This window comes from Samsonia erythrinae (assembly GCF_004342665.1).
Classification (GTDB): Bacteria; Pseudomonadota; Gammaproteobacteria; order Enterobacterales; family Enterobacteriaceae; genus Samsonia; species Samsonia erythrinae.
In genome coordinates this window covers 21,133-46,188 of the sequence record NZ_SMBY01000009.1, presented here as the reverse complement: position 1 = coordinate 46,188, position 25,056 = coordinate 21,133, and the positions used below count along the sequence as shown (strand labels likewise).

Genomic DNA, 25,056 nt, shown 5'->3' with positions numbered 1-25,056 from the left:
GTTTTCAGCATGATTTTTTTGCCATTTATCGGACTGAAATGGCAGCCATGAAAAGGTAAATTCCTTGTGGATCGCGCAGCATGGCAAAACTTCACAAAAAAGACGTGTTTTATTAACAACTCGTTTATCACTTTGGAGACGCCTGACATGAGCACCATCCAGAAACGTATGTACATCAACGGTGAGTTTGTTGAAAACAAAAGCGGGAAGTGGATCGATGTGGTGAACCCGGCCACGGAGCAGGTGATTTCACAGATCCCGGAAGGGTCCGCTGAAGACGCGAAAAAAGCGATTGATGCGGCAGAAGCCGCACAGCCGGGCTGGGAAGCGCTGCCCGCGTTTGAACGCGGCGTGTGGCTGCACAAAATCGCCGCCGGTATCCGCGAGCGGGAAGCTGAGCTGACCGATACCATCATCGCGGAAGGCGGTAAAACTTACGCGTTGGCGCAAACGGAAGTGCTGTTCACCGCTGATTATCTGGACTATATGGCGGAGTGGGCGCGCCGTTATGAAGGCGAAATCGTACAGAGCGATCGCCCGAATGAAAATATCTTCGTCTTCCGTAAAGCCATTGGTGTGACGACCGGTATCCTGCCGTGGAATTTCCCCTTCTTCCTGATTGCGCGTAAAGCGGCGCCGGCGCTGATCACCGGTAATACCATCGTGATCAAACCCAGCGAGATCACGCCCAATAATGCGGTGATTTTCGCCGAAATCATTCACCATATTGGCTTGCCGAAAGGCGTGATCAATTTTGTAACCGGCTATGGCCCGACGGTAGGGCAAGAGCTGGCCGCGAACCCGAAAGTCGGCATGGTCAGCCTCACCGGTAGCGTAGCGGCAGGGATTGCCACCATGACGGCAGCGGCGCAGAACGTGACGAAGGTGTCGCTGGAACTGGGCGGCAAAGCCCCTGCGATTGTGATGGATGATGCCGATCTCGATCTGGCGGTGAAAGCGATTGTCAGCTCTCGCGTCATTAATAGCGGGCAGGTGTGTAATTGCGCTGAGCGCGTGTATGTACAAAAAGGCATTCAAGACGAGTTTATCTCCCGCATTAAAGCGGCAATGGAACAGGTGACCTTCGGCAACACGGCAGAGAAAAAAACGCTGGATATGGGGCCGTTAATCAGCGCGGCGGCGTTGCAAAGGGTGGAAGACAAAGTGGCGAAAGCGGTGTCGCAGGGGGCGAAGGTGCTTCTTGGCGGTAAGCGTGAAAACGGCATCGGCTATTTCTATCCGCCGACGCTGCTGGTGAATGTCAAACAGGACATGCCAATCATGCATGAAGAGGTGTTCGGGCCGGTACTGCCGGTGGCGACCTTCGATACGCTGGAAGAGGCGATCGCTATGGCGAATGATAGTGAATATGGCCTGACGTCGTCGATCTATACTCAAAATATCAATACCGCGATGAAAGCGCTGAAAGGGCTGAAGTTTGGTGAAACCTACATCAACCGTGAAAACTTCGAGGCGATGCAGGGATTCCATGCCGGCTGGCGTAAATCCGGTGTAGGTGGTGCGGATGGTAAACACGGCTTGCAGGAATATTTGCAAACGCATGTCGCATATTTACAGTTTCACTAAAGGCAATCTCACTAAAGGTAATGATGCTTGCTTAAGTGTGGGTTTCGGGGGAAACACGGCGATGAGGTTCCCGCGGGGAGATTTCGCACCGTGGTCGCCCCGGTATCTCGCTCTTTAAACGGTCGGCATGAGCGCCTGTGACTATCATTCCACTTACCATAACTGCGGTATAGATAAGAAGAAGGATGGGAAAGGACGATGATCATCTCTGCTTCAACAGACTACCGGGCGGCAGCGCAGCGTAAGCTGCCGCCGTTTCTTTTCCACTATATCGACGGCGGCGCGTATGGCGAGTATACGCTCAGGCGTAATACTGCGGACCTCGCGGATATCGCGCTACGCCAGCGTATCCTGAAGAACATGTCCGATCTGAGTCTGGAAACGCAGCTGTTCGGTGAAAAGCTGGCGATGCCAGTCGTGTTGGCGCCGGTTGGCCTGACGGGGATGTACGCCCGACGCGGCGAAGTACAGGCTGCCCGGGCGGCGGCGAAAAAAGGGATCCCTTTTACCCTGTCTACCGTTTCTGTCTGCCCGATTGAAGAAGTGGCGCCGGCCATCGATCGCCCGATGTGGTTCCAGCTCTACGTATTAAAAGATCGCGGCTTTATGCGCAACGCGTTGGAGCGCGCGCAGGCCGCGGGGGTGAAGACGCTGGTGTTTACCGTGGATATGCCGACGCCGGGGGCTCGCTACCGCGATGCGCATTCCGGCATGAGCGGCCCGAATGCGGCGGCGCGCCGGATTTTACAGGCGGTGACACATCCACAGTGGGCGTGGGACGTTGGCCTGAACGGCAGGCCGCACGATCTGGGTAATGTCTCAGCCTACCGTGGTAAGCCGACGACATTGGAAGACTACATCGGCTGGCTGGCGGCGAACTTCGATCCGTCTATTTCATGGCAGGACTTGGCCTGGATCCGTGAGATCTGGCAAGGGCCGATGATCATCAAAGGCATCCTCGACCCGGAAGATGCCAAAGAGGCGGTGAAATTCGGCGCCGACGGCATTGTGGTTTCCAACCACGGTGGCCGTCAGCTTGACGGCGTGTTGTCGACGGCGCATGCCCTGCCCGCGATAGCCGATGCGGTGAAAGGCGATATCACGATTCTGGCGGATTCCGGCATTCGTACCGGGCTGGACGTGGTGCGCATGATTGCGCTGGGGGCGGACAGCGTCATGCTCGGGCGCGCGTTTGTCTACGCGCTGGCGGCGGCAGGTGAAGCGGGCGTGATTAACCTGCTGAATCTGATCGAGAAAGAGATGCGGGTGGCGATGACGCTCACCGGCGCGAAATCCATTGCCGATATCACCACCGATTCGTTGGTTCAGGCGACCCCGCGGCGGCTGGCGGCGCTGTAAGTGTGGATAGCGCGGCGAGAGGAAACCGATCGCCGCGCGGTCTGATGGTTTTTGAACCTTCTCCTGAACCTTGTTACCCTTTACGCGACAAGGCCGCGTTGGGGGATAAGTGCATGGGAAGGCGAACGATAACCGTGGTGGATTACGATCCACAGTGGGCGACGGATTATGCAACGGCGGCGCGTGCGATAATGCAAGCGCTCGGTGAGGTTGCAGTGAGAATCCATCATATTGGCAGCACGGCCGTGCCGGGGCTCCCCGCCAAACCGGTGATTGATATGCTGCTGGAAGTGGTTGCGCTATCCGATTTGGACAGACTCGAAAACGTCATGGTCGATTTGGACTATTGTCCTCGCGGTGAAAATGGGATAGCGCGGCGTCGTTACTACACCAAAGGCGGAGATGCGCGTACTCACCATCTTCACGCCTTTGTTGTGGGTGATGAACATATTCAGCGGCACCTGTCTTTTCGTGATTATCTGCGGGCAAATCCTGCCGTGTGTGCTGAATATGCGGCAATAAAGCGTGCCGCCGCACTGGCATGTGACAACGATGCCGCCGTGTATAGCCAGCTAAAAAATGATTTTATTGCGATGCATGAGGCGCGAGCATAACCCTTTCTTCAGAATCAGGCGCTTTTTCCTATATTGCAAATGCCCCACTTCGTTCTATATTTCGAGAGCAGATTGAACGAAGGGGAAATCGTAGTGAATATTAAAGGGCTTACGAAGGGATTCTTTATCCTGATTTTGTTTGTCGTTACGCTGGCGTTTTTTGACATCCTGTTACCGTACTATTCCGCCATCCTATGGGCGGCGGTGTTGGCCGTGATCTTCCATCCGCTGAAAAGCAAAATTCGGCAGAAATTGAACGATAGCAATGGCATTGCTTCTTTGCTGACGGTTCTGATCATCTTCCTGATCGTCTTCATTCCATTGGGGGTGATCGTTTCCTCGTTGGTGGTGGAAATTAACGGGGTTTATACCCGTCTACAGGGTAACAACACACAGTTTCCTGTGGTGCTGGCGGATCTGCTTCAGCATTTACCGAGGTGGACGCGGCATTTCCTGGCGGAACACAATCTGGATAATGCCGCCAAAATACAGCAAGAGTTGTCTCAGGCGGCGTTGAAAGGTGGGCAATATCTGGCAGGGAGCGTGCTGTTGATTGGCAAAGGCACCTTCACCTTCTTCGTGGGTTTCGGGGTGATGCTCTATCTCCTTTTCTTCCTCCTGAAGGACGGCTCCTATCTGGTGAACCTGATTCTGGAATCGCTGCCGCTGTCTACCTATGTTAAGCACCACCTGCTGGTGAAGTTCGCCGCCGTATCGCGGGCGACCGTAAAGGGCACGGCAGTGGTCGCCATTGTGCAGGGCACTCTGGGCGGCATTGCGTTCTCCATCGCAGGAATTGAAGGGAGCCTGCTGTGGGGGGCGTTAATGGCGTTTCTTTCCCTGATCCCCGCGGTGGGCTCGGCGATTATTTGGGTGCCCGCCGCGATCTACCTGTTTGCTACCCACATGCTGTGGCAGGCGATTTTTATCGTCGCGTTCTTCGTGCTGGTGATTGGACTGGTCGATAACATTTTGCGTCCTCTGCTGGTGGGGAAAGACACTAAAATGCCCGATTACCTGATTCTGATCGCCACATTGGGGGGGATGGAAATCTACGGCATCAACGGCTTTGTGATCGGCCCGCTGATTGCCGCGTTGTTCATTGCCTGCTGGAACATCCTTTCCGGGCGTGATAATCAGGAAAATATTGAAGCTATCGACGAAGACTTTATTGAAGAGGGGCGTCTGTACGCCAGCGTCGTGAATTCTCAAGAGGCCGACGCGGTCGCGAGTCGTGCCGAGGAACCTAAGACGCCGGAGTAAGTCGGTGCCGGATACGGTTTCAGCCAGCCTCGCGGGCGTCTGCGTGATGCCCGCGCGGTTTCTGGCCGAGACGCAGTGTCCGGGGGGATGATTTCAGATCCCTGCGGAAACGCTCAGCGTTGTTAATCAATTCCCCTGTTTTTATACGTAATAAAAGTGGCGGGTGAATTTATCCAACTCATATTCCCTGAGGGGTTGTGAAATATACTGTCCCTGAAACGATCTGACGCCTATTTTTTCCAGTAAGCGTAGTGTCTCCAGGCTATTCACCCCTTTTGCAACGCAGGCGCTTTTCGTCGACCGACAATAGCACAGCAGATCCTGAATAAAATCCTGTTCATGCTGACTGCTTTGGGCTGCAATGACGGTGGGCGGGCTCAATATATAACCGCTGGAAGGGGTGGGCTTAAAGGATGACATGTCACGACTTTTCGTGACGCGGTGATCCAACAAGACATGAAAGCCTTCCCGAACGAATTGGGCGATATGGGTGAGCTGGCTGGCGCTATACGGCGACGCCTCCGGCTTGGTAAATTCCAGTACCAGTCGCGTTATCCAGCGAGGGTGTTTGAGTTGTCGCCGCGCGGTATGCAGCATGTGAAGCAGCTTTCCGTTTGCGATTACGCACGGTGGAATATTGATGGCGAAGTAGAATTTTCCCTCAAAGCGATTAATGCCAGAGATGGCTTCCCGGAGCATAAACGCGGTGAGCGACAGGCAAACCGAGTGTGATTTCAACTGCGGCAGAAAGGCCTCTGGTTGCAGATATTTGCCATTGCGATACCAATGTACCAAAATTTCTACGCCTTGCAGTTGCTTCTTGCTATTGACGACGGGCTGAAAGACGGGCAACACCTGATGGTGATGAAGAGCAAGCAGGAATTCCTGCTCCCGTGCGGATAACAGCGCCGTCTTCTCGGTCAGCCATTTCTGTTGTGTTCCCGGTAGTTGTAAAGCGATATTCGGAAACGGTACGACCATCTTCTTCAGCCCGGAGATTCTTTGGTTATACAGTGTTTTAATGCTGACGCCTTGTTGCCGTGCGAGGGCGATGGCGCTATGACCGTGAAACAGGCCTAAAACCACATCAAGCTCGCGTTTCGTTAACCCGTCATAACGTTTTCCTTGCCTATGTTTTTCTTCAAGTGACTGTTGCTCTAACGAGAGAGGCTTGGACTCATCGTGACGTAATATTCCGGCTAATTGCGCGCAGGATAAGTTTGATCGAGCCGCCTTAATGCGTGAGAGACTACGGCGGCTTTCAACCAGTCGGCGCAGTGTTTCCCACAACCATAACGACGGGCACTGACTAAAGATCACCAGTGGCAACGGGGTGGTGCCATAGTTCAGAATGGCGGCAACGTGCCGAAGTGAGGCAAGCAGATGAAGCGGATCGTTTGGTAAAAAAACGATCACGCGCTTTTTCTGTGATTCGGGGGAGCTCGACGCAAAAAATTCTGCGTCGAGCTCCTCCGGCAGAATGACGTGAGCCGTTGCCGCCCCTTCATGCTCTATCAATACCGATAACCCCTGCGCGGCGAGTGCGCAAGGCGATAAGATGTAGTCAATCGGGCGATTCTCTACGCCATCGTTACTGGTAGACAAATGTCACCCCGATGATTGATTGCACATCACCCGCAGTAACCTGTCCGCCGGTTCTGCCATAGGAGGCCGTTAGTCCGAGATCCACCGATGAGGTGCCTACGGTTCCTAAAGAGATGGCATCGTTCGCCGCGATAATGCCGTTCCTATTTGATAGCTGAACGCCTACGCCCTGTGCGGGTTGAGATGATGCGGTGTTGCTGAAAATGTTGTTCGTCCCATCAGCGAGTGTCCCGGTCAGGTAATAGGACAAGTTCTGGTTTTGCGCACAGCGAACCGTGAGCGGGACGGATATCGTGCTGGGATAATCAGGCAGCCTGACGGTGACATTCCGCGCGGAAACATCGCAACCGCCGGTCGGGACGACGACGCTGTTCCGGGCGTAAATATTCCAGGTAAAATTTCTGGGGAAGCCGCCATTGAGCGTCGCAATTTTATACATTCGCAGAACCGCAATTAACTCACCGGAATTAATCACGACGCCACCCGCCGCGCCGGTAGCGGTTAAGTACATACGCAGAGGCAATCCCTGATAGGCCGTGTGGGTGACGTTGTAAGTGTGGGTATTTGAATTTAACGGAAATGGGTAGGTTGAACCGGCCCAATACAGAGAGCCGTTGAACGAGATAAGTGCGCCGCCGTAAGCCGAGCCACTGGTTAAATTGAGGTGGTCGACATCCACGCCGCCAGTCGAGTCGTTTTTGCATCGAATCGAGTTAGATAAATCGACAACCAGGTTTTGTCCAACGCCGATGGCAGGCGTCAAACTGACGTAAACATTGGCGGTACCAGAACCGATATTCTGTCCTGTTTCTGGCAGGATACAGGTGAAGGCGAAAGCGTTAGAGGCGCCCAGCACCGCTAAAAATATTGACGTCAGCAGTTGGAATAACCGACGCATTATGAATAATCTCATCATTCTTTTTCCTTCATTCGGTTCAGGCATAGGTGTAAGTGATGTTGATAACGGCCTGAATACTCCCCTGTGTTGCATTACCGTTTACGGAAAGCGCGCGGATTTGCAGTGGGAAACTGGCAGATTGTGTCGCCTCATCGACAGCGATGGTTTTTTCTGCTCCGCTGTTTAAAGACACGCCTTCGGCATCCTGTACCTGCAATTGAATATTTCCGGCGCTCCCCTGATTCTGGTAGTAGCCCGTGCTGTCTGTGACGCCGCTGAATGTTGCCGTAACGGCGGTTGTCCCAACCGGGCAGGCGATTAAACTCAGCGTAACGTCATGCCATGGCGACGATGAGCCGGCAGAGACAAGATCGAAGGTGTATAAATCGCCAAGATCCACGACGGCTGACGGCGTGGAAACCGTGCATGGCTTCGCCACCACTCTGCCGTTGACCGTAATGGTGACGTCCGCGGCCTGCGCGGCGGGTAACATTGTCAGGAATAGCCCGAATAACAGCGCCGTTTTTATTCGTCTCATGTCCGTTCTCCGGTTACTGGAATTCAAGGGTAAAGGTGGCCGTCGCGTTAACCGTTCCGGGCGTCACGGGGATCCGCGTTGCCATGATCCGCGCGTAGAAGTTCAGCGTATTGGTCTGGTTCGGGGTGAGCGTTATCCAGTTCAGCGCCGAAGAGGGGGTATTCATCGCCAGCACGTTTTTTGCGTTGTTCAGAACTTGTATGCCAACGCCTGACGCCGCGCCAGCCTCGTTGTTGAGCTTGAGCAGGCTGTTATTATCGGCGTCTGCCGTGCCGGTAAAGCCGACTTTCACCGCCGTCGCGGCCCCGCCGCATGGCGACAGCACGACGTTGAAAGGGACGTCGGTTGTCGTTGAACCCACCGAAGGAAACTGTTTCGACGGGTGGATCATCAGGTCGACGGTAAAGTCTTTTGAGCCGACGGCGACGGCACAGGCGTTATCTTTAACGTTGCCCGTGATGGTGATGGTGCTGTCTGCCGCCTGACTTTGAGGGGCCGCTAAAGCGAGCAACAGACATGAAGGGAGGAGTCGTTTCATTATTATCTGTTCCTTATCGACATTGTGCAGTGACTTCAGTCAGCCATGACGTCTGACTTTCCGGCGGAATGTCGTAAGTCGCAGTACACTGCGTATCTGATTGATTCCCCCATTTCACGTGCACCTGGCCTTTTGTCGGTAGCCCGGTTAAATAAACCTGCCCGTTATTTGCGACAATGCTGCTGGAACCGTGGTCTCCGGATGCCACAACCGCGCCAAAGGGCACAGGTTTACCCTGATATTCAAGCGACATCAGCACCTTCAGCCCGACATTGGCCTTGAAATGCGCCCTGACAATGGCGCTGTGGGTCGGGGTCACGTTGATAACCGCGTCATCCAGATCGACATTGTCCGCGAGGGTATTGGTATCTAACGCGACGCGGTTTTCCCGGTAGTCCATGGCATAAGGTAAGACGGCGTAGCCACGCCAGTCGGTGCGGATACCGGTCTGGTTTTCCACTTTCACATTATTCGCCCCCGGCGCTTTCACCAGTACGGCCGTGTTGTTAAAGGGTTGGCTTAGCGTCACGCCGTCTTCATGCGCAACCATGCCGCCGGAAAGCCCGTAGTAAAGTTGACGGTAGCCGTCGCTGTGGCTATAGCCGACGTTGGCGTTGGCGTAACTGCCGCGATAATTCAGAGCGGCATAGCCCGTTTCACCCGATGTGCCGACGCCGCCGCTGGCATTGCCAGCCTGTACGCTGTAACTCAGGTTGTTGTCTTCCAACAGCGTGCCGTATAGTCCGACCGTATTGGTTTTTCGACCGTTGAGAGCGTTGGTCATGTTGTAACTGGCGCTGGCGTGGCGCCACGCTGAGGTACTGTCCGATCGCATCCAGTGGCTGAATGGAATACTCACGTTGAACGCCAGCATTTGGTCGCGGGTATCCTGCCATGCACTTTTGGTCAAGCTGTAGCTGAGGTTCAGGTTGATGTCGTTAAGGGTGGCATTGATCCCAGCCTGTAACTGTTTATCCGTTTTACTGGTTCCCCAGTAAGATTGGTGGTTGCCGTTGAGATAAAGCGTCATCTGGCGGTCTATTTGCTGCGTCACACTGAGCTGCACCCGGCCGCGTTTGCTGTAGGCGAGGTTATAGTAGTCGGTGTATTTAGGGGCGACCCTGATGACGCCGTCCTGCGTCACAATGTTGTATCCGGACATCCTGTTATAGGCGGTGTCGGAAAAATTAAAATAGCCGCGCGTGGAGTAGCGGTAGCCGACCAGTTGCAGATTGGTTCCCAGCTCATTGAGTGACTTGTTATACAAGAAGCGTATTGATTGCCCCTGATGTTTACTGTCGTCCGGCAGCGTTGAATTCGCCTGGGTGATGTCCAGCGACAGGGCACCCAATACGCCCATATTCTTACCAAGGCCGATATTGAATGCGTTATAGCGGTCGGCGAGTTGCGTCCCGCCGTAGGCGGTCCAACCATATGTCAGGCCCCGCAGCAGCGTGCCCTGAGCGAATGCGGGTTTCTCCTGCTGGCGGTTTCCGCTGCGAAATTTCCCCGCGGTCAGGGCGTAACGGGTATGTCCTTCACGTTGAAGCAACGGCACGGAAGAGTAAGGCACGCTGAAAACCTGTACGCTGCCGTCAGCCTCTTTCACCGTCACCTGAAGGTCGCCGTTGTTCCCTGCCGCATAAAGATCGTTGATGGTGAAGGGGCCGGGTGGAACGGTACTTTGGTAGATCTCATAACCGTTTTGTTTGATGGACACCTGCGCTGTGCCGCGGGCGATGCCGTGGATTACCGGTGCAAAGCCTCTCTGGCTGTCCGGTAGCATGTTGTCGTTGGAGGCAAGTTGTACCCCACGGAAGTTCAGGCCATCAAAAATCTCGTTGGACGTGTAACTGTCTCCCAGCGTGAGTCGGGAGCGCAGCGGGATGATATCGCGTTCCAGGTAGGTGTTGATGTGCTGCCATTTATTTTCGTTGTTGTTGGTGCCGCTACTGTAGCTCCACGTCGAGTTATCGCGCAGACGCCAGGCACCGAAATTTAACCCGCCTTGCAGGTTCAGGTAGGCATAGTTGCTATCGCCTCCTGCCCGGCTGTTGACGTTATTGCCCGTAAAGTTGTAGTTCAACAAACCCGCCGTGATGCCGTTATCCCACAGTTCAGGCGGAATATAGCCACGCGCGTGCATGTTCGTAAAAATCTGCGGTACGGTGAAATAAAGGCGTTGTTGGCCAACGTCAAAATGGATGGTGGCATCTTTAATTAACGTTTTTAGCGGCACGCATTCGTCATCCGCCAGACGTTCCATTCCTGGCACCGACGCCGTATTCACGCCCATGGTGCTATATTGTTGACGCGTCAGACAGGGCATTAATTCATTCCCTGTCTCTGCGGGCTGGAAATTGACGTCTCGTGTAGTGACGAAACGATCATTCATGTAGATATCAACGCGATAATTACCCGGTGCGACCTCCAGCCCATTTTCAAACATGGATAAATCGACCATGGCGGAGGGATCGTCCGACAGGAAACGCGGGTTGAAATACAACTCGGCGGCCTGGACCGGAGAAAAATTAACGGTAATGAAAAATGCAATAGGGAGTAGCGTAAATTGATGGCCAGACATTCGCCGGCTCATTCTGGTATTCTGCGGACAATAATGGTCCGCTCCATTTTTCAGGTATGACATGTTCCCTCCGGCCCGAACTTACTCGCCAGTTTGTCTGTTCTGATTTTCTATTTTGAGGCGGTTTTTTTAGGGCAGCGATTATTGCGCTACGCCATTCATGCGTGGTGTCAGCGCCCCATAGTCATTAATCGTTTTATAGGTAATGTCATTACCTGCGTCGGACGGTAACGTGACCGACGTTTCTCCCAGTGGTGGCACAAGTGCGTTTTCCAGTATTCGAGTACCGGCATTTAGTTCGGTTACGGTTAGAAAATAAGGGGTAGGGTTAATTAACGTCAGGCGGCCATTACCGCGTTTAAAACGTATCTTTTCCGCGGCCTGGTCTGGCGGCAGGGGCAGATTGGCCGGACGGTAATACAGTTTAATGCGGCTGATGATGGCAAGCTGTAACGTGTTTTCTTTCAGATTGGCTTTATCCATCGAGGGAATGGCCTTTACGTTTATCCAAAAAAGGCTTTCCCGATCCTGAGGCAGTTGTTTATTTGTCGCATCGATAATACGCAGCGTATTCTCTTTTTTTCCTTGCATGGCAAAGAGTGGGGGCGTAATGACAAAACGACTATCTTTTTGCCCATCGGCATTTTCTATCCATGACTGAATAAGATAGGTACTTTTTTCATCGTTATTCGTTACCGCCAGCTGTACCTGCTTTTGTTCGGCAGGATACACCACGCGGGTAGCGCCAAGCGCCACCCCCGCATTCGCGTAGGATGAGTATGCGCTTCCCGCCATCATCAGTAATCCGGCAAGTAAGCCGTGGGCCATCATTATTGTCTTTCTCACGTTATCCTCTTTATTGCCTGACGTTTTTTGGCATACTCAACACGTTATTCATAGGTCAACGAAAACCAGGCCAGTGCATTTGCCACACCGCCCGTCACCGGATGGCCTGTCGCTCTGTACTTCGCCACGAAATGGAGCATATTGGGGCCGTTATAAAGCGGTTGCCAATTTCGTGGCGGGCTGTTTACTGGAATAAGCCGGTCGTGTTCATCAAATAGCGCGATGCCCACACCTGTCGCAATTCCCGTCCCTTCCCCAATAGAGAGGACGTCGGGGTTTTTCCCATCGGCCACGCCCAGGAAAGTGATGCCTACTCGTTGGCTGACCGAGGTTGTGCATTCCTGCAAATGGAGGGTGAAAGGGACTGGGTTAACGTCTTCGCCCACGGAATGGAACCGGTTTGAGCTGATCTGCCCCATTTGAACGGTCATCTGGCGGTCACCGGCTTCTACCCGGCAGGGTTCCGCGATAATCTCACCCTGAAATCGCATGTTTCCGCCCGGCAATATTTCATTCCAGTGATTGCCTGCTTGCACGACCGGAGATAACACGGCGATTAACAGACCCAACTTCATCCCTCTCATCGTTCTCACCCCAGCGCTGTTACGAAGAGCAGGCCTTCCTGGCCTGACAGGTGCATCCTTGCTGATTAATGAATTACAGGTATTGCACTTTAAATGTGGCATCAGCATTCGCGATACCCGCGGTGGCGGCGCCGATAGCGTAGTAACGAGCCTGGAATGGGATCACGTTAGTACCGTCAATCAGCGTGGTTGCCGCGCTGAAAGTTGCGCCGTCCAAGGCTAATGGCGCACTTGTGCTATCGAGGATTTGAACACCGACGTTAGTTGCGCCGCCAGCAGCGGAGCTTTGCAGTGCCAGCACGGTGTTTTCAGTGCTGTTGATTGCAGTACCGCTAAAGGCAACGGACGCTTGTGTAGAAACGCTGGTATCACAATCATTCAACTGGATGTTGAACCCTACAGCCGTACTGGTGCTGCCAGCAGTAGCCAGACGCGCCGTACGAACCTGACCCAGTTGAACAGTTTGATCAACAGAACCGGCATCGACTGCGCAAGCCGCATTGACGATTTCACCTTTAAAGTGAACATTTCCGCCGTTAACGGTTTCAGCCGAAGCATTGAATGCTGTTGAAGTCAGTGAGGCTGCTGACAGTGCAAAGATTGCCAGTTTTTTGATTTTCATCGGTTTTTCCTTTAAACAAAGTAGATGTACCGGACCCAATGTGGCGGTTTTCTTGCTTCCCCGGCATTGGTAGATATGCTGGACATCGGTATCCGTGTTTCGCCCTGAAATGAGACAAAAAGGGCCATTTTGTATCGTTGATATAAAATCCTGATAAATGGATTTTTTTTATCTCAAAATGGTTCTTTATTCTTAATGTATTAATATTTACCTTTCTTTTATCTGGTGATGTTCAGGTGAGGGATCGGAGGCATCAAACCCAATTTTGATAGTGCCGACGAAAGGAAGAAAATGATTATTGGGAGCAGGTAAATTAAGGGAGTAATAAGGGTAGTTAAATCAGCTTGATAGGAGGCGATAAAAAAATATTATATATCGGGGTTGTAAATCGTTACTAAATATTTTAAAAATGTAAACAGTTTGGCCCTAATTGACTTATTCGAGGTCACGTTTTCTGTACAGTAATCCGACTATATGACATCTTCATTTCCATCGGCGAGATTATTATAGAGTAGGTTATGTTTCTCCCATATTCCTGCAAAGCGGGCCGCGTTGCTTGCGGTGTACCTCACCGTATGACGGATATTTCGGTGTCCAAGATAGTCCTGAATCAAACGCGTATCGGTTCCCCTCTCTGCGAGTTCATAACCGCAGGCGTGGCGTAACATATGCGGGTGCGTGTTTGTCGCGGTCCCCGCTTCTTCGCCTGCGGTTCGAATAATGCGATACGCCTGCTGTCGGGAAAGTGGTGTTCCTCGGCGGGAGATGAAGACCGCATCCGATTTTCCTGACGCTTTCCAACCGGCGCGCTCCTGGCTCCAGCTCTCAATCGCTTTGCGTTCATCCATCATGAGTGGATGGATGGTGGAAAAACCGTTCTTAAGCCGACGAATATTAATACGTCCTTGATTTAGGTCGAGATCTCGATAGCGAAGATCGAGCAATTCACTAATACGCATACCATGACGGAATGCCAATAAAATAAGGCAGTAATCACGTTCGCCAGTTTTCCCTCTACTGGCGGCTGACATCATATTCTGGACTTCTTTCTGTGTAAGAAAACGGCGTCGATTCATTATTTACTTCTCCAATATAAAAGTAGGTTTGGTTATGGGGTGGGTGGGGTATACAAGATTTTACTTTCAGCCTGTTTTTTATTACGGGTTAAAAGCTTTGGTGTTTTGTTCGGTGGACTCGTTGCATTATATTCATTTGAGGGGAATAATTCACATTTATAACTTTCATTTTTATCATTTATTACAATAAATAATTTCTTATATTATTTTTAATAATTTAATAACATATTTAAATAATTTTTTATTTGAATCGTGAACGGTTTTTCTGGCAATGAGATAAGGACTCGTTCGGGGTTAAGACGATTAAAGGAAAGGGTTATTTCTACCGGTAGGCACTGAATCAGCCTTAACATCCAGTCAGGTATCGGAAATGATCCTGATTTTCGTTTAGACAACATTCTTCGCCCTTCCGTTTTACCATTTGATTTCTGCTCTTGAGGCTATCACTGATACGGTTGATAATTGTGGTTTCATCACGTTAAGTCACCTGATGCTCATCGCTGGTTTTCCCTTTTCGAAGCCAGAAAAAGGTGGGTTGCGCTTGTCACGAAGGGAGATTTCCCCTCACCCCAGCTCGATTTCTCTGAAGTGATAACGTTGTTGTACTGAAAGTTTGCTCCGTTTGATGGTTAATATCAAATACCCATCACAAATGAAAGGATAAAAAATGGGGCAATAAGGCGGAGTTAATAAAAATTAGGTATAAGGGGAAAAGCCTTCCGTGGCTTCTAAAAAAGCGTGCGACAAGAAACCCTGAAAAAGGCTAAAGAAACAGTAACATAATTTTCCTCCTCTCTCTGCTTCAGATCGTGTATTCATACCATCGATGCGCAAGAGATAAAGACCATTTTAGTTTCAGTGGGGGCATTTATCCCAAATTCCGTAAAAACGTCCAGCATTGCTGGCGGTGTACCAAACCGTATGTCGAATATTTCGATGCCCCAAATAGTCCTGAATCAGTCGCGTGTCTATCCCCATATCTGCCAGTGCGTAACCGCATGAGTGTCTTAACATGTGCGGATGGATATCAAGAGGAATGCCAGCAATTACACCAGAGGTCGATATAATTTTATAAAACTGTTGTCTTGAGAGCGGATTCCCTTTCCGTGATAAAAAAAGCCATTCACTTGATGATTTTTGGTAATTATTCCTATTGTCAAGCCAGTCGTTTAGTGCATCAATTTCTCTATCGAGTAATGGATGTGTTGTGGAGAATCCTTTTTTTAAGCGATAAATATAAATACATCGTGCTTCAAGATCGATATCAGAAATTTTCAGCCGACAGATTTCACTGGCTCGGAAGCCATGAATGAAACAAAGTAATGTCAGACAGTAGTTTCGTGCGGCATGTTGCCCTGTTTTCGTCGCATGTAACAAATAGTCGATTTCATTTCTTGTCAAGAACTTCCTCTTTTTTTTCCTCTGGCCCTGCTTCATATATCCTCGCTTTGACGTTGGATTTAAATTTTCTATGAATGAGTTTTTTTTACCTTTTTTATTAATTTTCCCCCTTCATTTACAAATGCTTCATTTAATAACATATTAATGTCTTTTTGTTACTATAAGTAAACATAAGTTAAACAGAACAGGTAAAAAATAGGATTTTCATATAATAAACAGGAGATTAGTATTGCCAGCCATAGTGGTGAATCAATAAATGATAGCAGCAACGGCTGGAATTACCCGGAGATAGGCAAGATTGACTCAATGCGTAAATTTTAAATAAGGAATTGACTCAGATATTCGAGCATTTATCAAAAGAAGCGCAGCGTTGACCAGTGACAATAAGGGGCCTGAGGTCACGGCGTTGACGGCGGAAAGGGAAGATAACGTTGGCGGGAATCCGGGTTACAAAGTGGGTTATCGTGCGTCTTTATAGAGACACGCCGGGTCATAGGCATTTACCTCATGGCTCCACGGTATGTCGCGATCGTCAATAGTCACCTGCCATTCACTGTGTACAACGGCGCCGCGAACCTCGGACAGACATTGGCACCAATGATGTAGGCCGGTCAGGACAGCGTCTTCGTCATTGTCGGGCAGTTTGGTTGAGCCAGAGAACACGATTCCTTTCCTGAAAAGATTGCCGGGTTTCTTGTTGAGAGCAAAATCAAACGACTCCCAGTTCAGGCCTTCGCCTGTCGTCAGGTATTTCTCGATCCGATCGTCCACGCTGTAGCGCTGGACAATTTTCTTCACGGCAGAGATTTCTCCTGAGTTGAGTGCTCTTTTACGTCGTGCGGTATAGTAGAGAGAAATTGTCACGTTGCCCCGTGCGTCAGTCGTATCGAAGGTATGTGCATAGCGTGCTAATTATCGGATAAAAAGAATCGTCAGGTAATCAGGAAGTTCTGAATTTAAATATTAGGGGAGAATATGTTTGAAAAAATGGTTTTTATCGTGGTGAGCGCGGTGTTGCTCAGCGGATGTACTGTCGCCACCTATAGCCACAAACTGGAGGATGACCAGGGCTCTGAACGCGTAGGTATCACGTTTGATAACCGCAACCTCGACCCTATCCGGGTTTATCCGACGACTGAGCGATGTATTAATCTGGATGCGCCTGAAAACGGCTACACCAATAATGCCATTGGGTTCCAAACCAAGCTCAATAATAAGGAACTCGGCTTTCCGGCGATTCCCGAAACGCCAACGATGATTCGGGAATTCTGGGTCAGCGCGCAACACAATATCGCGGTCAGAATGATTGCGGCGAATGGCGGATTTAGCACCGTAACGTTTAAACCCGTGGTCGGGAACTACTATTATGTCACCGGTAAATCTGTCGGCCCCTATTCACCTCGACGTATTGACGTCTACGAAGTGTTCAAGACGGAAAAAGGCTACTACGATCGCCGGCCTGTCAAAGATTTGATGCTGAAAAACTGTGGTCAATTCTCGTCCAGAATGCAGAAGTTTTAATGCCACGCTCGGCCAGGCGTGATCTTCTGGTCGCTTTCACCATGTTTAGGTCAGTTGCTTTCCGGAAAACGTGCCGGCATACCAGGCGTCCATTACCGACAGCAGGTTTTTCACTTCCTCAACGGTCAGGCCGTAAGTGTCAGCGTTTTCATGAGGCTTAACGACGAGCAGCGGGATATCGGCGCGCGTATGCAGATAATCGAACTGATATTCCACTTCGCTAGTATAAAACAGGCTTCCGCCAACGTTCCCAGCCTGACGTCTCTGTTTGATCTGTTTATCTTCCGCGTGCGGATCTTCCGCCCAAATCAGGAAATCACGCAGCGGCTGCGTCTGGCGGGTAAAGTCATCTCGCGTGAAGCCAAAATAGGCGTAGCGCTTTCCTACTACTAACGCAATTTTGCTCTTATCGTCAGTAATCCTGACGTTAAAAGCGTGCTTATCCACAGTACAGTCACGAAACTGCGGCTTGTAATCACAAGCAGAAAGATTCTCGGCCTTATACACTTCATAAAGGCGCAGCGTGGCATATTTATCGAAGGTGGTTAACGCTTTGCATCCGGTTAGCGCAAGCAGGAGCAAGGGGAGGGCGAGATACCGCATGTCGGTTGGTTTTCCCTGTTTTGTTGCGGGAGTGCTAACTGCATTCGATCACGTTGATATAGCCTGAGCAGGACTGAATGATGTTGCCATCGTTTGTCATCATGATTTCTCATTAAACGTACCGATAATTTCTTCTTTATTCAAATCATTAAAATGAAATTTGGCCCTTCATGAAACCGATGCGTGGCGTTTTCTCAGTAACGGTAAGAGGAACGATCTTAGCCACAGGTTTACCATTGCGGGCGATAACATAGGATTCTCCCGTCTCTGATACGTGTCTGTGACCGATGAAGGCGTGGGCTGATTTTTTGGGGGGGCATCGCTTTCATACGGCAGGCGCTGCACGATACCGTAACGTGGAATTATCCGTGCCGCTCAATGTGGCAACGGCTGAAAAGTTCGTCACTTTATGAAAACAGTCGGCCGATTCCCGGGAAGTTTCCATGGTCTGGCAAAAGTGTCGCGGTATTAAGCGCGGCTATTTAGGCTATGAGGAATCATTTAAGGGGACGACCTTAGTAAAAATAGGCAATATGTCACTGCCGTGGTGGCGAGTTGCCTTCCTGTGAAGATGAAACCAAGGGTAAGCGAACGTAAAGCACCACAACATCGGCTTTACGCGCCACCGTTAATCCCGCCAAGGTGACTCTTGGCGGGATGCGGAAACTATTTACATTCAGCAGGCATCAACGCATTAACATTCTGAACCAGTTTTGGCATTGTGTCCGTTACGGTCGCACGGGCAGTGATGAGTGCCTCGGTGTGATCTTTAATGACTTCAATGATTTTCAGAGAGTTTTCACCAGGGAATGACGCCCATTCACCTAATACCGGAACCTGTTTAAGACTGGTTGTGTGGTTCGGGTGAGAAGCATAAAAGTTTCCGAGGAGATCGGCTTGCTCAACCGCAATTCTATTTCCTGGCATATAGCCGGTGAGGTTGGCCATCTCTGTCTGTCCCTGAGGACCCGTGACGAATTTAACATATTCCCATGCCGCTGCCTGACGTTTGGCATCGGTGGAAAGCACCATCGCAACATTTCCACCAGCAGGCAACTGCCCTTTAGCATCGGCCAGCGGGAACGGCATCGTTTTAAAGCCAAACGCCCCGTTGATCTGTTTCTCAGCGGCAGCGACATAAGACGTTGAATCCGCCATGATACCTACCGTGCCGGAGGCAAATGACTGGCGAGCCTGTCCAAGTGCAAGGTTAGGCATACCCGATTTTCCAAACGACTCCAGCGTTTGCAGCGCCCATTTTCCTGCATCACTGTTAAAGCCGATCTTACAACTACCCGGCTGTAACATATGTCCGCCTTTACTGGTGACTAACGTCTGGAATAGCCAGTTACCGGTCTGTTCCCACTGGTAATAAAGACCAGTCACCGGCGATTTCGCGTGACTTTCTATCGCCTTGCCTAATTTGATGAGTTCAGTCCATGTATTCGGTAACTTGTCCGGATCGCCACCTGCCGCTTTTACCAGATCGGTATTGACGTAAAGAATGGGAGTGGAAACCGCAAAAGGTAAACCGTATTGTTTGCCTTTCCAGGTTCCCAGCCGGGCTAGCGTCGGGTAATAACCCAGTTTATCCAGGCCGCCATCTGTCTTAATGTATGAATCAAGCGGTGCGCCAATGCCACGATCAACAAATAATCCGATCTGGTTTATCCCATTGAATACAACATCCGGCATGCTATTCGTGATTTGTCCACGCAGAATTTCCTGCGCAGCTTCTTCATAGCCTTTCACTGGATTACGAAACTTAATTTCAATGTCAGGATGCGTCTCAGTAAAACGTTTGGCTAATCCCTTCTGTAAGGAATTGAATGTCCCTGGCGTGGTATAAAGTACATCAAGCGTTATTTTATCGTCTGCATGTGCGGCGGTTATACCAGACATGATAATCACACCGGATAACAGGTGACGACGCATTGAAGCGGGTAAATTCATGGTACTCTCCTGGAGTCATTAAAAATAAAAATCATTTATTTGATGATGTTGTCATGCCATCAATAAAACGGCGCTGCGCGATAAGAAAAACAAAAATTAACGGGATCACTATAATCACGGCGCCAGCCATCAAGGGTCCCAGTGACTGACCTGATTCATCATCACGGAACAGCAAAATGCCAAGTGCCGGCGTAGAAATGGCCTGGTCGCGTACCGCGATCATTGGCCAGAACAGATCGTTCCAGTGTGCGACTAACGAAAAAATACCGAATGAAGCAAGAGCCGGTGTACTCATCGGCATGATAATGCGCCAGATAATGGCAAACTCGCTCAGGCCATCCAGCCGCGCGGCCTGAAGAATCTCTTCGGGGATCTTGCGAAAGAACTGACGCAGCAGGAATATGCCGAATGCCGAAATTATCCACGGCAGTATCAGCGAAGCATACGTATTCAGGATCCCGAAGACATAGAGCATCAAAAAGTGAGGGATCGCGAGGGCCTGTGGCGGCACAAGCAAACCGATCAACACGGCAGAAAAGAGCGTGTCCCGGCCGCGAAAACGCAGTTTTGCCAGCGCGTAGGCGCAGGGTACGCACACAATGAGCTGGATCAGGAAGATCATCGCGCAGACAAAAATGCCATTGGCGATAAACCGCAGCATCGGCACAGACGTCAGCGCCGCACGGTAGTTCTCAAGGCCGAAAAACTGTGTTGGCCACAGATGGAAGTCGGCGGCGAAGATCTCATGCTGCGGCTTCAGGGACAGGCTCACCATCCAGATAAACGGGAGCAAGGTAAACAGGGTTGTACCCAGCAGCATGACATGTCGTAGTGCACTCTTCGGGGAACGGGGTAAGGAGGGAAATTTAATCATGAGTAATGTACCCGCCGCTCAAGGATTTTCGACTGGCCGAGAGTGAGACAGACAACAATCAGCAGATAGACTACGGTGAGCGCGGCGCCATAGCCGGTTCTTAGATAGTCAAAGCTTTCGGTATACAGCCGGTGCAGCAGGACTTCCGATGCATAGTTCGGGCCGCCCTGCGTCAACACCCTAACGCTATCGAACACTTCAAACGCTCGGCATGCGGTCATGACGCTGACGAAGAGCATCACTGGGCCAAGCATGGGAATAGTGACAGTACGAAGCCGATCTATCATGCTATCCGCCCCATCAATATCTGCCGCGTGATAGAGATCTTCAGGGATAGACTTCAGCCCGGAGACAAACAGCACCATAGCGAAGCCAACGTTTTGCCAGATGCCGATCAACGCGATCGCCAGCAGCGCGGTATCTTCATCACGTAGCCAGTTAGGGCCGGTGATACCGAAAACCGACAATGCGCGATTTACCAGACCGATAGTCGGGTGAAGCATTGATCCCCAAACAATCGCCATGGCTGACATCGTCGACATCACCGGAAGAAAGTGAGCCGCGCGATAGAAACCGCGCAGGCTGGGTCTGGACTCGATTAATAGCGCAATTGTCAGTCCCAGTATCACGGTTCCCGGCACCACGATGACCGCGTACAGCAAGGTATTTTTCAGCGCCGTCCAGAACACCGGGTCGGAGAACAACGTATTAAAATTTCCCAGGCCAATAAACCGAAGCGTTGATGCGCCAAGCTGCCAGTCAGTCAGTGAGACGACAATCACCACCACCGCAGGAATGAACAGCAACGCAATCAGTAAAAAGGTGGCGGAAAATACCGACAGGTAAGCGAAGCGTCGCTGAGTCTGATTCAGCGAGGTGTGGGGCGCTCGCCGGGTTGCGCTGGCTGTCACAACAGGTGATTCGCTCATACTGCAATCCGCTCCTCTTTCATCAGTTGTTTGCCATCTGCGTCAAAAGCCAGAATCTGACGTAGGTCGAGCATGATGCCCACGGCGTTTCCCGGCGAGAGGCGGGGCGAATGCGGATCGCGGCGCACAATAATCGTTTCCGCGTCTTTGAGGTCAATATGCAGGAAAATATCCGCGCCGAAGTTCTCAACATTACTGACAACGCCTTCCAACATGCCTGTTCCGCTGGCCACAATGGAAGCGGCTTCCGGTCGAAAGCCAATGCGGTGTGCAGCCGCAAAGCCATACTTTAAGGCCCACGTGATATCGTCAACGGTCAGGATATTAATTTTCGGGCTGCCAATCAGTTCAGCAACTCGGATTTCAGCTGGGTTACGATACAGCTCTTCCGGCGGCGCAATTTGCAGGACATCACCACCGACCATGACGGCAACGCGGTCGGACATGGTCATTGCTTCAGCCTGATCGTGTGTCACATAGACAAACGTCACGCCAAGGCGACGATGCAACGCCACAATCTCTGCGCGCATTTGTACGCGTAACTTCGCATCAAGATTAGAGAGAGGTTCATCCATCAGGAAAATTTTGGGGTGGCGGACCATGGCGCGGCCCAGAGCTACGCGCTGGCGCTGTCCCCCCGATAGCTGTCCGGGTTTGCGTTGCAGAAGATGATCGATATTCAGTATCTTTGCGACCTGGTTAACTTCAGTGGCGATGGTACGTTCAACGCCTTTTCGTGCCGGCATCAGGCTACCCAGCAAGGGTAAGCGCTGGGTACGACTTAACCGCTGCATCCTTAACGGCAGCGCAATATTGTCAAACACGGTAAAGTGCGGATAGAGCGCATAGGACTGAAAAACCATCGCGACATCGCGTTCGCTCGGGCGGCGGGTATCAATATTCTCGCCATCCAGTTCGATATGACCGCTATCCTGCGCTTCCAACCCCGCGAGGATGCGTAACAGCGTCGATTTACCGCATCCGGAAGGTCCGATTAATGTCAGAAATTCGCCATCGCGGATATCCAGCGAGACGCCTTTCAGAACTGTCGTCTCGCCATATCGTTTACTGATCTGGTTAATGTTAACGCTCGCCATTTTATTCCTCACAACTTTTGTGTTGCAGGGCCTGACCATCAAATGACGGCAGGGGTTTACCCAGATGGGTAAAAATAGTGGGGGCGATGTCAATGACGCAACTGGGTGATGTGCGCTCGCTATCGGGCGTAAAGCCCTGGCCTGCAACCATCAGGAACGGCATCTGCTCAAAGGTGCCCATGCCACCATGTTGTCCCGCACCGAGAATATCGGCTTTATCACCGGCACGTCGGGCCGTGAACCCTTTTCCAGCCACGCCATAAGCATTTTTGGCGTCGGTACTGTGCATGGAGACGGCGAATTCAGGGCCGGCCTCAAGCGGAATACCCACTGACTCGAATTCACCGCGTGAGAACACTTGCCCTGCCCAGGCACAATTTCGTAGGAAGCACTCAATCTTTCGCTTTCTGCTAACCATGTCGGGGTGCAGGTAAATCAATACCGAGGTGCCATTTGAGGCAACAACCACGTCATCGGAGTCCATGCTGTTTTTCAGCCCCGCACTGACCAGTTCGGCTTCAACGTCGATTACCTCATCCACGGTTTGGTGGCCGTGATCCGAACCGACCAGCAGCAAAATCTCTTGTCGATCGGCCATCGCCTCAACGGCAGCAATAACCCGCCCCGCATGGCTATCCGCGTGGTGAAGAATGGCCAGATGTTCGGGTGAACCTAATGGAAAATGATGTTGAGACGCGTCGGGTTCGCCCATCCAGAGAACACCCACTGCCGGGCAATCACTGGCGGTAACCACGCGTTCAATAAACCTGTCTGTCATCACGCTTTCGCCCTGGATATCCAGCGAAATAGAGAGCACTTCACGAGAAGGGACGGGTTGACGGCCGGGGCCAAACGACCCGGCACGATGATAGATGTGACCAAATCCGTCTGGATCGTGGGCGTAAGCGGCGCCCGGCGAGACATTACTGAAAATCACTACGCCGCCTTCGTCAGCAAGGTATTCAGCCATCGTCGGGACGTGCAGAGAACGGCCGGTGACGTTGCGTTTGTGCTGGAGAAAATCCGGTTTACCGGCATCGTGACGAACCAGACGGCCATTTTCAGTCAGCACCATGGTATTTCCTGCCATCCCATGGCGGGCAGGCCAGCACCCGGTGGCGATACTGGCTGATACCACACGGGTGCAGCTCGGGAAAACGGTGTGGTGAGCGTTGAACTGCTCGGCACGGCGAGCGAATGCATACAAATGAGGCGTATTTTCCTCACTGATCAAATCCCGACGCAAACCGTCAAGAATGACAAGTACAGCGCGACGCATCAGATAGCCCCATTCAAGAGTGCGAAGAAGATGTCAAAGTTACGCAGCCGATGCGTCGGATTGATGTTGATCGGGATTGAAGTAATAAAAGGAACGGCTTGCTCAGTCAGACCGCCGTGTGAACGCAGACGAACACCAGAAAGCTGTGACAGGTCGTGGTCGGTTTCGCTTGCGCCCAGAGCAACGCCTTTAATCGCGATAACGGCGATATCGCCTTCGCGGTCATCAGCCACTTCGAACATCAGGCAGACTTCATCGCGTGGCAGCGCCAGTGCAACGCCGGGGATATTCCGTACAAAACGCAGCACGTCCTGGATGGCAATATCAGCGTTCATGAGATGAATTCTGACAAACCCACCCAGCGCGCCATGGTGGCGAACGAAGGGATCGGTTATGGGGCAAATCACGCGGCAGTTCCCCGCGCCGAACTCTCTATCCAACTGATCGGAAAGGTAAACAATACGCGGGTTACCCTCAGCGTCGGCCATATCACTCATACCATGATCAGCAACAATGCCTAACTGCGCGCCGAGCGAGAGAATTTTTCCCAGCCGCTGGTCAACGGCAACCATAAATTCGAGTGCTTCAGGATCGTTGGGCGCATGTTTGTGCTGAACATAATCGGAAAGCGAAAGGTAGCTGATGTCCGGCTGTGTGGTTTCCAGCAATTTGATGCCGGCATCCAGAACGAACAGCGAAAGATCCGCTGAGTACTGGTTTGGCGCATTTCGACCCACCAGTGCTTCGACATTACTGATGCCGTTCTCTGTTTCGGTGGCTTCGTTAGCCTTTTCCGCAGAGAAGGCAATACCATCCAGATTCTTGCCGAGCGCTTTACGTAGTTTATCCTTCGCGGTGATCGCAACGACCTTTGCGCCTGCACGGGAAAATGCGGAAAGCAGCGTTGGCGCACGCACCGGGGTTGAGTCAACCATCATCACATCTTTGCCCGTTTCACGGTCAAAATAGAAGTTGCCAGAGACACCATGTACATTGGGCGATACGCCGCATACGATTGAAATATTATTAGGATTCGTGAAGGTTGGCATGCTGGCCAACGCCTTGCCGGCAAAACCATCGCTACGCATTTTATCCAGATTGGGGATCAAACCCGCCTGACTCGCGGCTTCGATATATTCCGGGTCGCACCCGTCGAAACAGACCACCACAGTCGGCTGAGTGGGCCATTGATATTCGCGACCATTCACAGTGACAACTTTTTTATCGCTGTAAATATTATTGCATTCTGACATCGGTATTCTCTCGTTTGAAAATTTGATGTTAG

23 protein-coding genes are annotated in these 25,056 nt (G+C 51.4%); 5 read left to right on the top strand and 18 right to left on the bottom strand.

What is annotated here, in order from left to right; genetic code table 11:
- Positions 1-147 precede the first annotated feature (147 nt).
- The 4 genes from aldA (at position 148) to EDC54_RS13680 (ending at position 4,823) form a co-directional block, all read left to right on the top strand.
- Entirely contained in the window at positions 148-1,587 is a 1,440-nt protein-coding gene (aldA, locus tag EDC54_RS13695; protein ID WP_132457331.1) for an aldehyde dehydrogenase, read from the top strand.
- Between the two features lie 198 nt (positions 1,588-1,785).
- On the top strand, positions 1,786-2,946 hold the full coding sequence (lldD, locus tag EDC54_RS13690) for an FMN-dependent L-lactate dehydrogenase LldD (RefSeq protein WP_132457328.1): 1,161 nt from the start codon (positions 1,786-1,788) through the stop codon (positions 2,944-2,946).
- Between the two features lie 113 nt (positions 2,947-3,059).
- Complete coding sequence (locus EDC54_RS13685; protein ID WP_132457325.1) at positions 3,060-3,560, top strand: GrpB family protein; 501 nt, start codon at positions 3,060-3,062, stop codon at positions 3,558-3,560.
- A gap of 93 nt (positions 3,561-3,653) precedes the next feature.
- Positions 3,654-4,823 carry an AI-2E family transporter gene (locus tag EDC54_RS13680; RefSeq protein ID WP_132457322.1) on the top strand — a complete coding sequence of 390 codons (1,170 nt, stop codon included), beginning with the start codon at positions 3,654-3,656 and terminating at the stop codon, positions 4,821-4,823.
- A gap of 141 nt (positions 4,824-4,964) precedes the next feature.
- On the opposite strand, the gene EDC54_RS13675 is transcribed toward EDC54_RS13680, so the two are convergent.
- The 11 genes from EDC54_RS13675 to EDC54_RS13625 form a co-directional block, all read right to left on the bottom strand.
- Complete coding sequence (locus tag EDC54_RS13675) at positions 4,965-6,428, bottom strand: EAL domain-containing protein (RefSeq protein WP_132457319.1); 1,464 nt, start codon at positions 6,426-6,428, stop codon at positions 4,965-4,967.
- Positions 6,415-7,326: a fimbrial protein gene (locus EDC54_RS13670; RefSeq protein WP_132457546.1), complete on the bottom strand. Its 912-nt coding sequence runs from the start codon at positions 7,324-7,326 to the stop codon at positions 6,415-6,417. The genes EDC54_RS13675 and EDC54_RS13670 overlap by 14 nt, the downstream gene beginning before the upstream one ends.
- 37 nt (positions 7,327-7,363) lie before the next feature.
- Positions 7,364-7,864, bottom strand: a complete 501-nt coding sequence (fimG, locus tag EDC54_RS13665) for a type 1 fimbrial minor subunit FimG (protein WP_132457316.1) — start codon at positions 7,862-7,864, stop codon at positions 7,364-7,366.
- 13 nt (positions 7,865-7,877) lie between these two features.
- Positions 7,878-8,402: a type 1 fimbrial adaptor subunit FimF gene (gene fimF / locus EDC54_RS13660; RefSeq protein WP_132457313.1), complete on the bottom strand. Its 525-nt coding sequence runs from the start codon at positions 8,400-8,402 to the stop codon at positions 7,878-7,880.
- Between the two features lie 13 nt (positions 8,403-8,415).
- Complete coding sequence (locus tag EDC54_RS13655) at positions 8,416-11,049, bottom strand: fimbrial biogenesis usher protein (RefSeq protein ID WP_132457310.1); 2,634 nt, start codon at positions 11,047-11,049, stop codon at positions 8,416-8,418.
- Between the two features lie 78 nt (positions 11,050-11,127).
- A complete protein-coding gene (locus tag EDC54_RS13650; protein WP_165904319.1) occupies positions 11,128-11,832 on the bottom strand; it encodes a fimbria/pilus periplasmic chaperone in 705 nt (234 codons plus the stop codon).
- Positions 11,833-11,876: 44 nt separating this feature from the next.
- A complete protein-coding gene (fimI, locus tag EDC54_RS13645) occupies positions 11,877-12,416 on the bottom strand; it encodes a type 1 fimbrial minor subunit FimI (protein WP_132457307.1) in 540 nt (179 codons plus the stop codon).
- Between the two features lie 73 nt (positions 12,417-12,489).
- Entirely contained in the window at positions 12,490-13,038 is a 549-nt protein-coding gene (gene fimA, locus EDC54_RS13640) for a type 1 fimbrial major subunit FimA (RefSeq protein ID WP_132457303.1), read from the bottom strand.
- Positions 13,039-13,508: 470 nt separating this feature from the next.
- Positions 13,509-14,114, bottom strand: a complete 606-nt coding sequence (locus EDC54_RS13635; RefSeq protein WP_132457300.1) for a tyrosine-type DNA invertase — start codon at positions 14,112-14,114, stop codon at positions 13,509-13,511.
- A gap of 855 nt (positions 14,115-14,969) precedes the next feature.
- The gene (locus EDC54_RS13630; protein ID WP_132457297.1) at positions 14,970-15,551 is read right to left on the bottom strand and encodes a tyrosine-type DNA invertase; all 582 of its coding nucleotides are present in this window, start codon (positions 15,549-15,551) and stop codon (positions 14,970-14,972) included.
- A gap of 423 nt (positions 15,552-15,974) precedes the next feature.
- On the bottom strand, positions 15,975-16,313 hold the full coding sequence (locus EDC54_RS13625) for a hypothetical protein (protein ID WP_132457294.1): 339 nt from the start codon (positions 16,311-16,313) through the stop codon (positions 15,975-15,977).
- A 177-nt stretch (positions 16,314-16,490) separates the two neighbouring features.
- On the opposite strand from EDC54_RS13625, the gene EDC54_RS13620 reads away from it, so the two are divergent.
- Positions 16,491-17,036 (top strand): hypothetical protein, encoded by a 546-nt coding sequence (locus EDC54_RS13620; protein ID WP_132457291.1) that lies wholly within the window; start codon positions 16,491-16,493, stop codon positions 17,034-17,036.
- A 45-nt stretch (positions 17,037-17,081) separates the two neighbouring features.
- Here the strand turns inward: EDC54_RS13620 and EDC54_RS13615 are convergent, their stop codons facing one another.
- From EDC54_RS13615 to phnA, 7 genes are all read right to left on the bottom strand, one after another.
- Entirely contained in the window at positions 17,082-17,639 is a 558-nt protein-coding gene (locus EDC54_RS13615; protein WP_132457288.1) for a hypothetical protein, read from the bottom strand.
- 666 nt (positions 17,640-18,305) lie between these two features.
- Positions 18,306-19,541, bottom strand: coding sequence for an ABC transporter substrate-binding protein (locus tag EDC54_RS13600; RefSeq protein WP_230514521.1), 1,236 nt, complete (start codon positions 19,539-19,541; stop codon positions 18,306-18,308).
- 82 nt (positions 19,542-19,623) lie between these two features.
- Entirely contained in the window at positions 19,624-20,466 is an 843-nt protein-coding gene (locus tag EDC54_RS13595; protein WP_132457282.1) for a carbohydrate ABC transporter permease, read from the bottom strand.
- On the bottom strand, positions 20,463-21,395 hold the full coding sequence (locus EDC54_RS13590) for a carbohydrate ABC transporter permease (RefSeq protein WP_132457279.1): 933 nt from the start codon (positions 21,393-21,395) through the stop codon (positions 20,463-20,465). The genes EDC54_RS13595 and EDC54_RS13590 overlap by 4 nt, the downstream gene beginning before the upstream one ends.
- Positions 21,392-22,492 carry an ABC transporter ATP-binding protein gene (locus EDC54_RS13585; protein WP_132457276.1) on the bottom strand — a complete coding sequence of 367 codons (1,101 nt, stop codon included), beginning with the start codon at positions 22,490-22,492 and terminating at the stop codon, positions 21,392-21,394. Before EDC54_RS13585 ends, EDC54_RS13590 begins: the two co-directional genes overlap by 4 nt.
- A 1-nt stretch (position 22,493) precedes the next feature.
- Positions 22,494-23,771, bottom strand: coding sequence for an alkaline phosphatase family protein (locus tag EDC54_RS13580; RefSeq protein ID WP_132457273.1), 1,278 nt, complete (start codon positions 23,769-23,771; stop codon positions 22,494-22,496).
- The gene (gene phnA, locus EDC54_RS13575) at positions 23,771-25,024 is read right to left on the bottom strand and encodes a phosphonoacetate hydrolase (RefSeq protein WP_132457270.1); all 1,254 of its coding nucleotides are present in this window, start codon (positions 25,022-25,024) and stop codon (positions 23,771-23,773) included. Before phnA ends, EDC54_RS13580 begins: the two co-directional genes overlap by 1 nt.
- Positions 25,025-25,056 lie beyond the last annotated feature (32 nt).

Excerpts from the sequence above, each read along its gene's own strand:
- aldA (WP_132457331.1), top strand. The coding sequence starts at position 148 with ATGAGCACCATCCAGAAACGTATGTACATCAACGGTGAGTTTGTTGAA.
- lldD (WP_132457328.1), top strand. The coding sequence starts at position 1,786 with ATGATCATCTCTGCTTCAACAGACTACCGGGCGGCAGCGCAGCGTAAG.
- EDC54_RS13685 (WP_132457325.1), top strand. The coding sequence starts at position 3,060 with ATGGGAAGGCGAACGATAACCGTGGTGGATTACGATCCACAGTGGGCG.
- EDC54_RS13670 (WP_132457546.1), bottom strand. The coding sequence starts at position 7,326 with ATGCGTCGGTTATTCCAACTGCTGACGTCAATATTTTTAGCGGTGCTG.
- fimG (WP_132457316.1), bottom strand. The coding sequence starts at position 7,864 with ATGAGACGAATAAAAACGGCGCTGTTATTCGGGCTATTCCTGACAATG.
- fimF (WP_132457313.1), bottom strand. The coding sequence starts at position 8,402 with ATGAAACGACTCCTCCCTTCATGTCTGTTGCTCGCTTTAGCGGCCCCT.
- EDC54_RS13655 (WP_132457310.1), bottom strand. The coding sequence starts at position 11,049 with ATGTCATACCTGAAAAATGGAGCGGACCATTATTGTCCGCAGAATACC.
- fimI (WP_132457307.1), bottom strand. The coding sequence starts at position 12,416 with ATGAGAGGGATGAAGTTGGGTCTGTTAATCGCCGTGTTATCTCCGGTC.
- fimA (WP_132457303.1), bottom strand. The coding sequence starts at position 13,038 with ATGAAAATCAAAAAACTGGCAATCTTTGCACTGTCAGCAGCCTCACTG.
- EDC54_RS13635 (WP_132457300.1), bottom strand. The coding sequence starts at position 14,114 with ATGAATCGACGCCGTTTTCTTACACAGAAAGAAGTCCAGAATATGATG.
- EDC54_RS13630 (WP_132457297.1), bottom strand. The coding sequence starts at position 15,551 with ATGAAGCAGGGCCAGAGGAAAAAAAAGAGGAAGTTCTTGACAAGAAAT.
- EDC54_RS13620 (WP_132457291.1), top strand. The coding sequence starts at position 16,491 with ATGTTTGAAAAAATGGTTTTTATCGTGGTGAGCGCGGTGTTGCTCAGC.
- EDC54_RS13615 (WP_132457288.1), bottom strand. The coding sequence starts at position 17,639 with ATGCGGTATCTCGCCCTCCCCTTGCTCCTGCTTGCGCTAACCGGATGC.
- EDC54_RS13600 (WP_230514521.1), bottom strand. The coding sequence starts at position 19,541 with ATGTCTGGTATAACCGCCGCACATGCAGACGATAAAATAACGCTTGAT.
- EDC54_RS13595 (WP_132457282.1), bottom strand. The coding sequence starts at position 20,466 with ATGATTAAATTTCCCTCCTTACCCCGTTCCCCGAAGAGTGCACTACGA.
- EDC54_RS13590 (WP_132457279.1), bottom strand. The coding sequence starts at position 21,395 with ATGAGCGAATCACCTGTTGTGACAGCCAGCGCAACCCGGCGAGCGCCC.
- EDC54_RS13585 (WP_132457276.1), bottom strand. The coding sequence starts at position 22,492 with ATGGCGAGCGTTAACATTAACCAGATCAGTAAACGATATGGCGAGACG.
- EDC54_RS13580 (WP_132457273.1), bottom strand. The coding sequence starts at position 23,771 with ATGCGTCGCGCTGTACTTGTCATTCTTGACGGTTTGCGTCGGGATTTG.
- phnA (WP_132457270.1), bottom strand. The coding sequence starts at position 25,024 with ATGTCAGAATGCAATAATATTTACAGCGATAAAAAAGTTGTCACTGTG.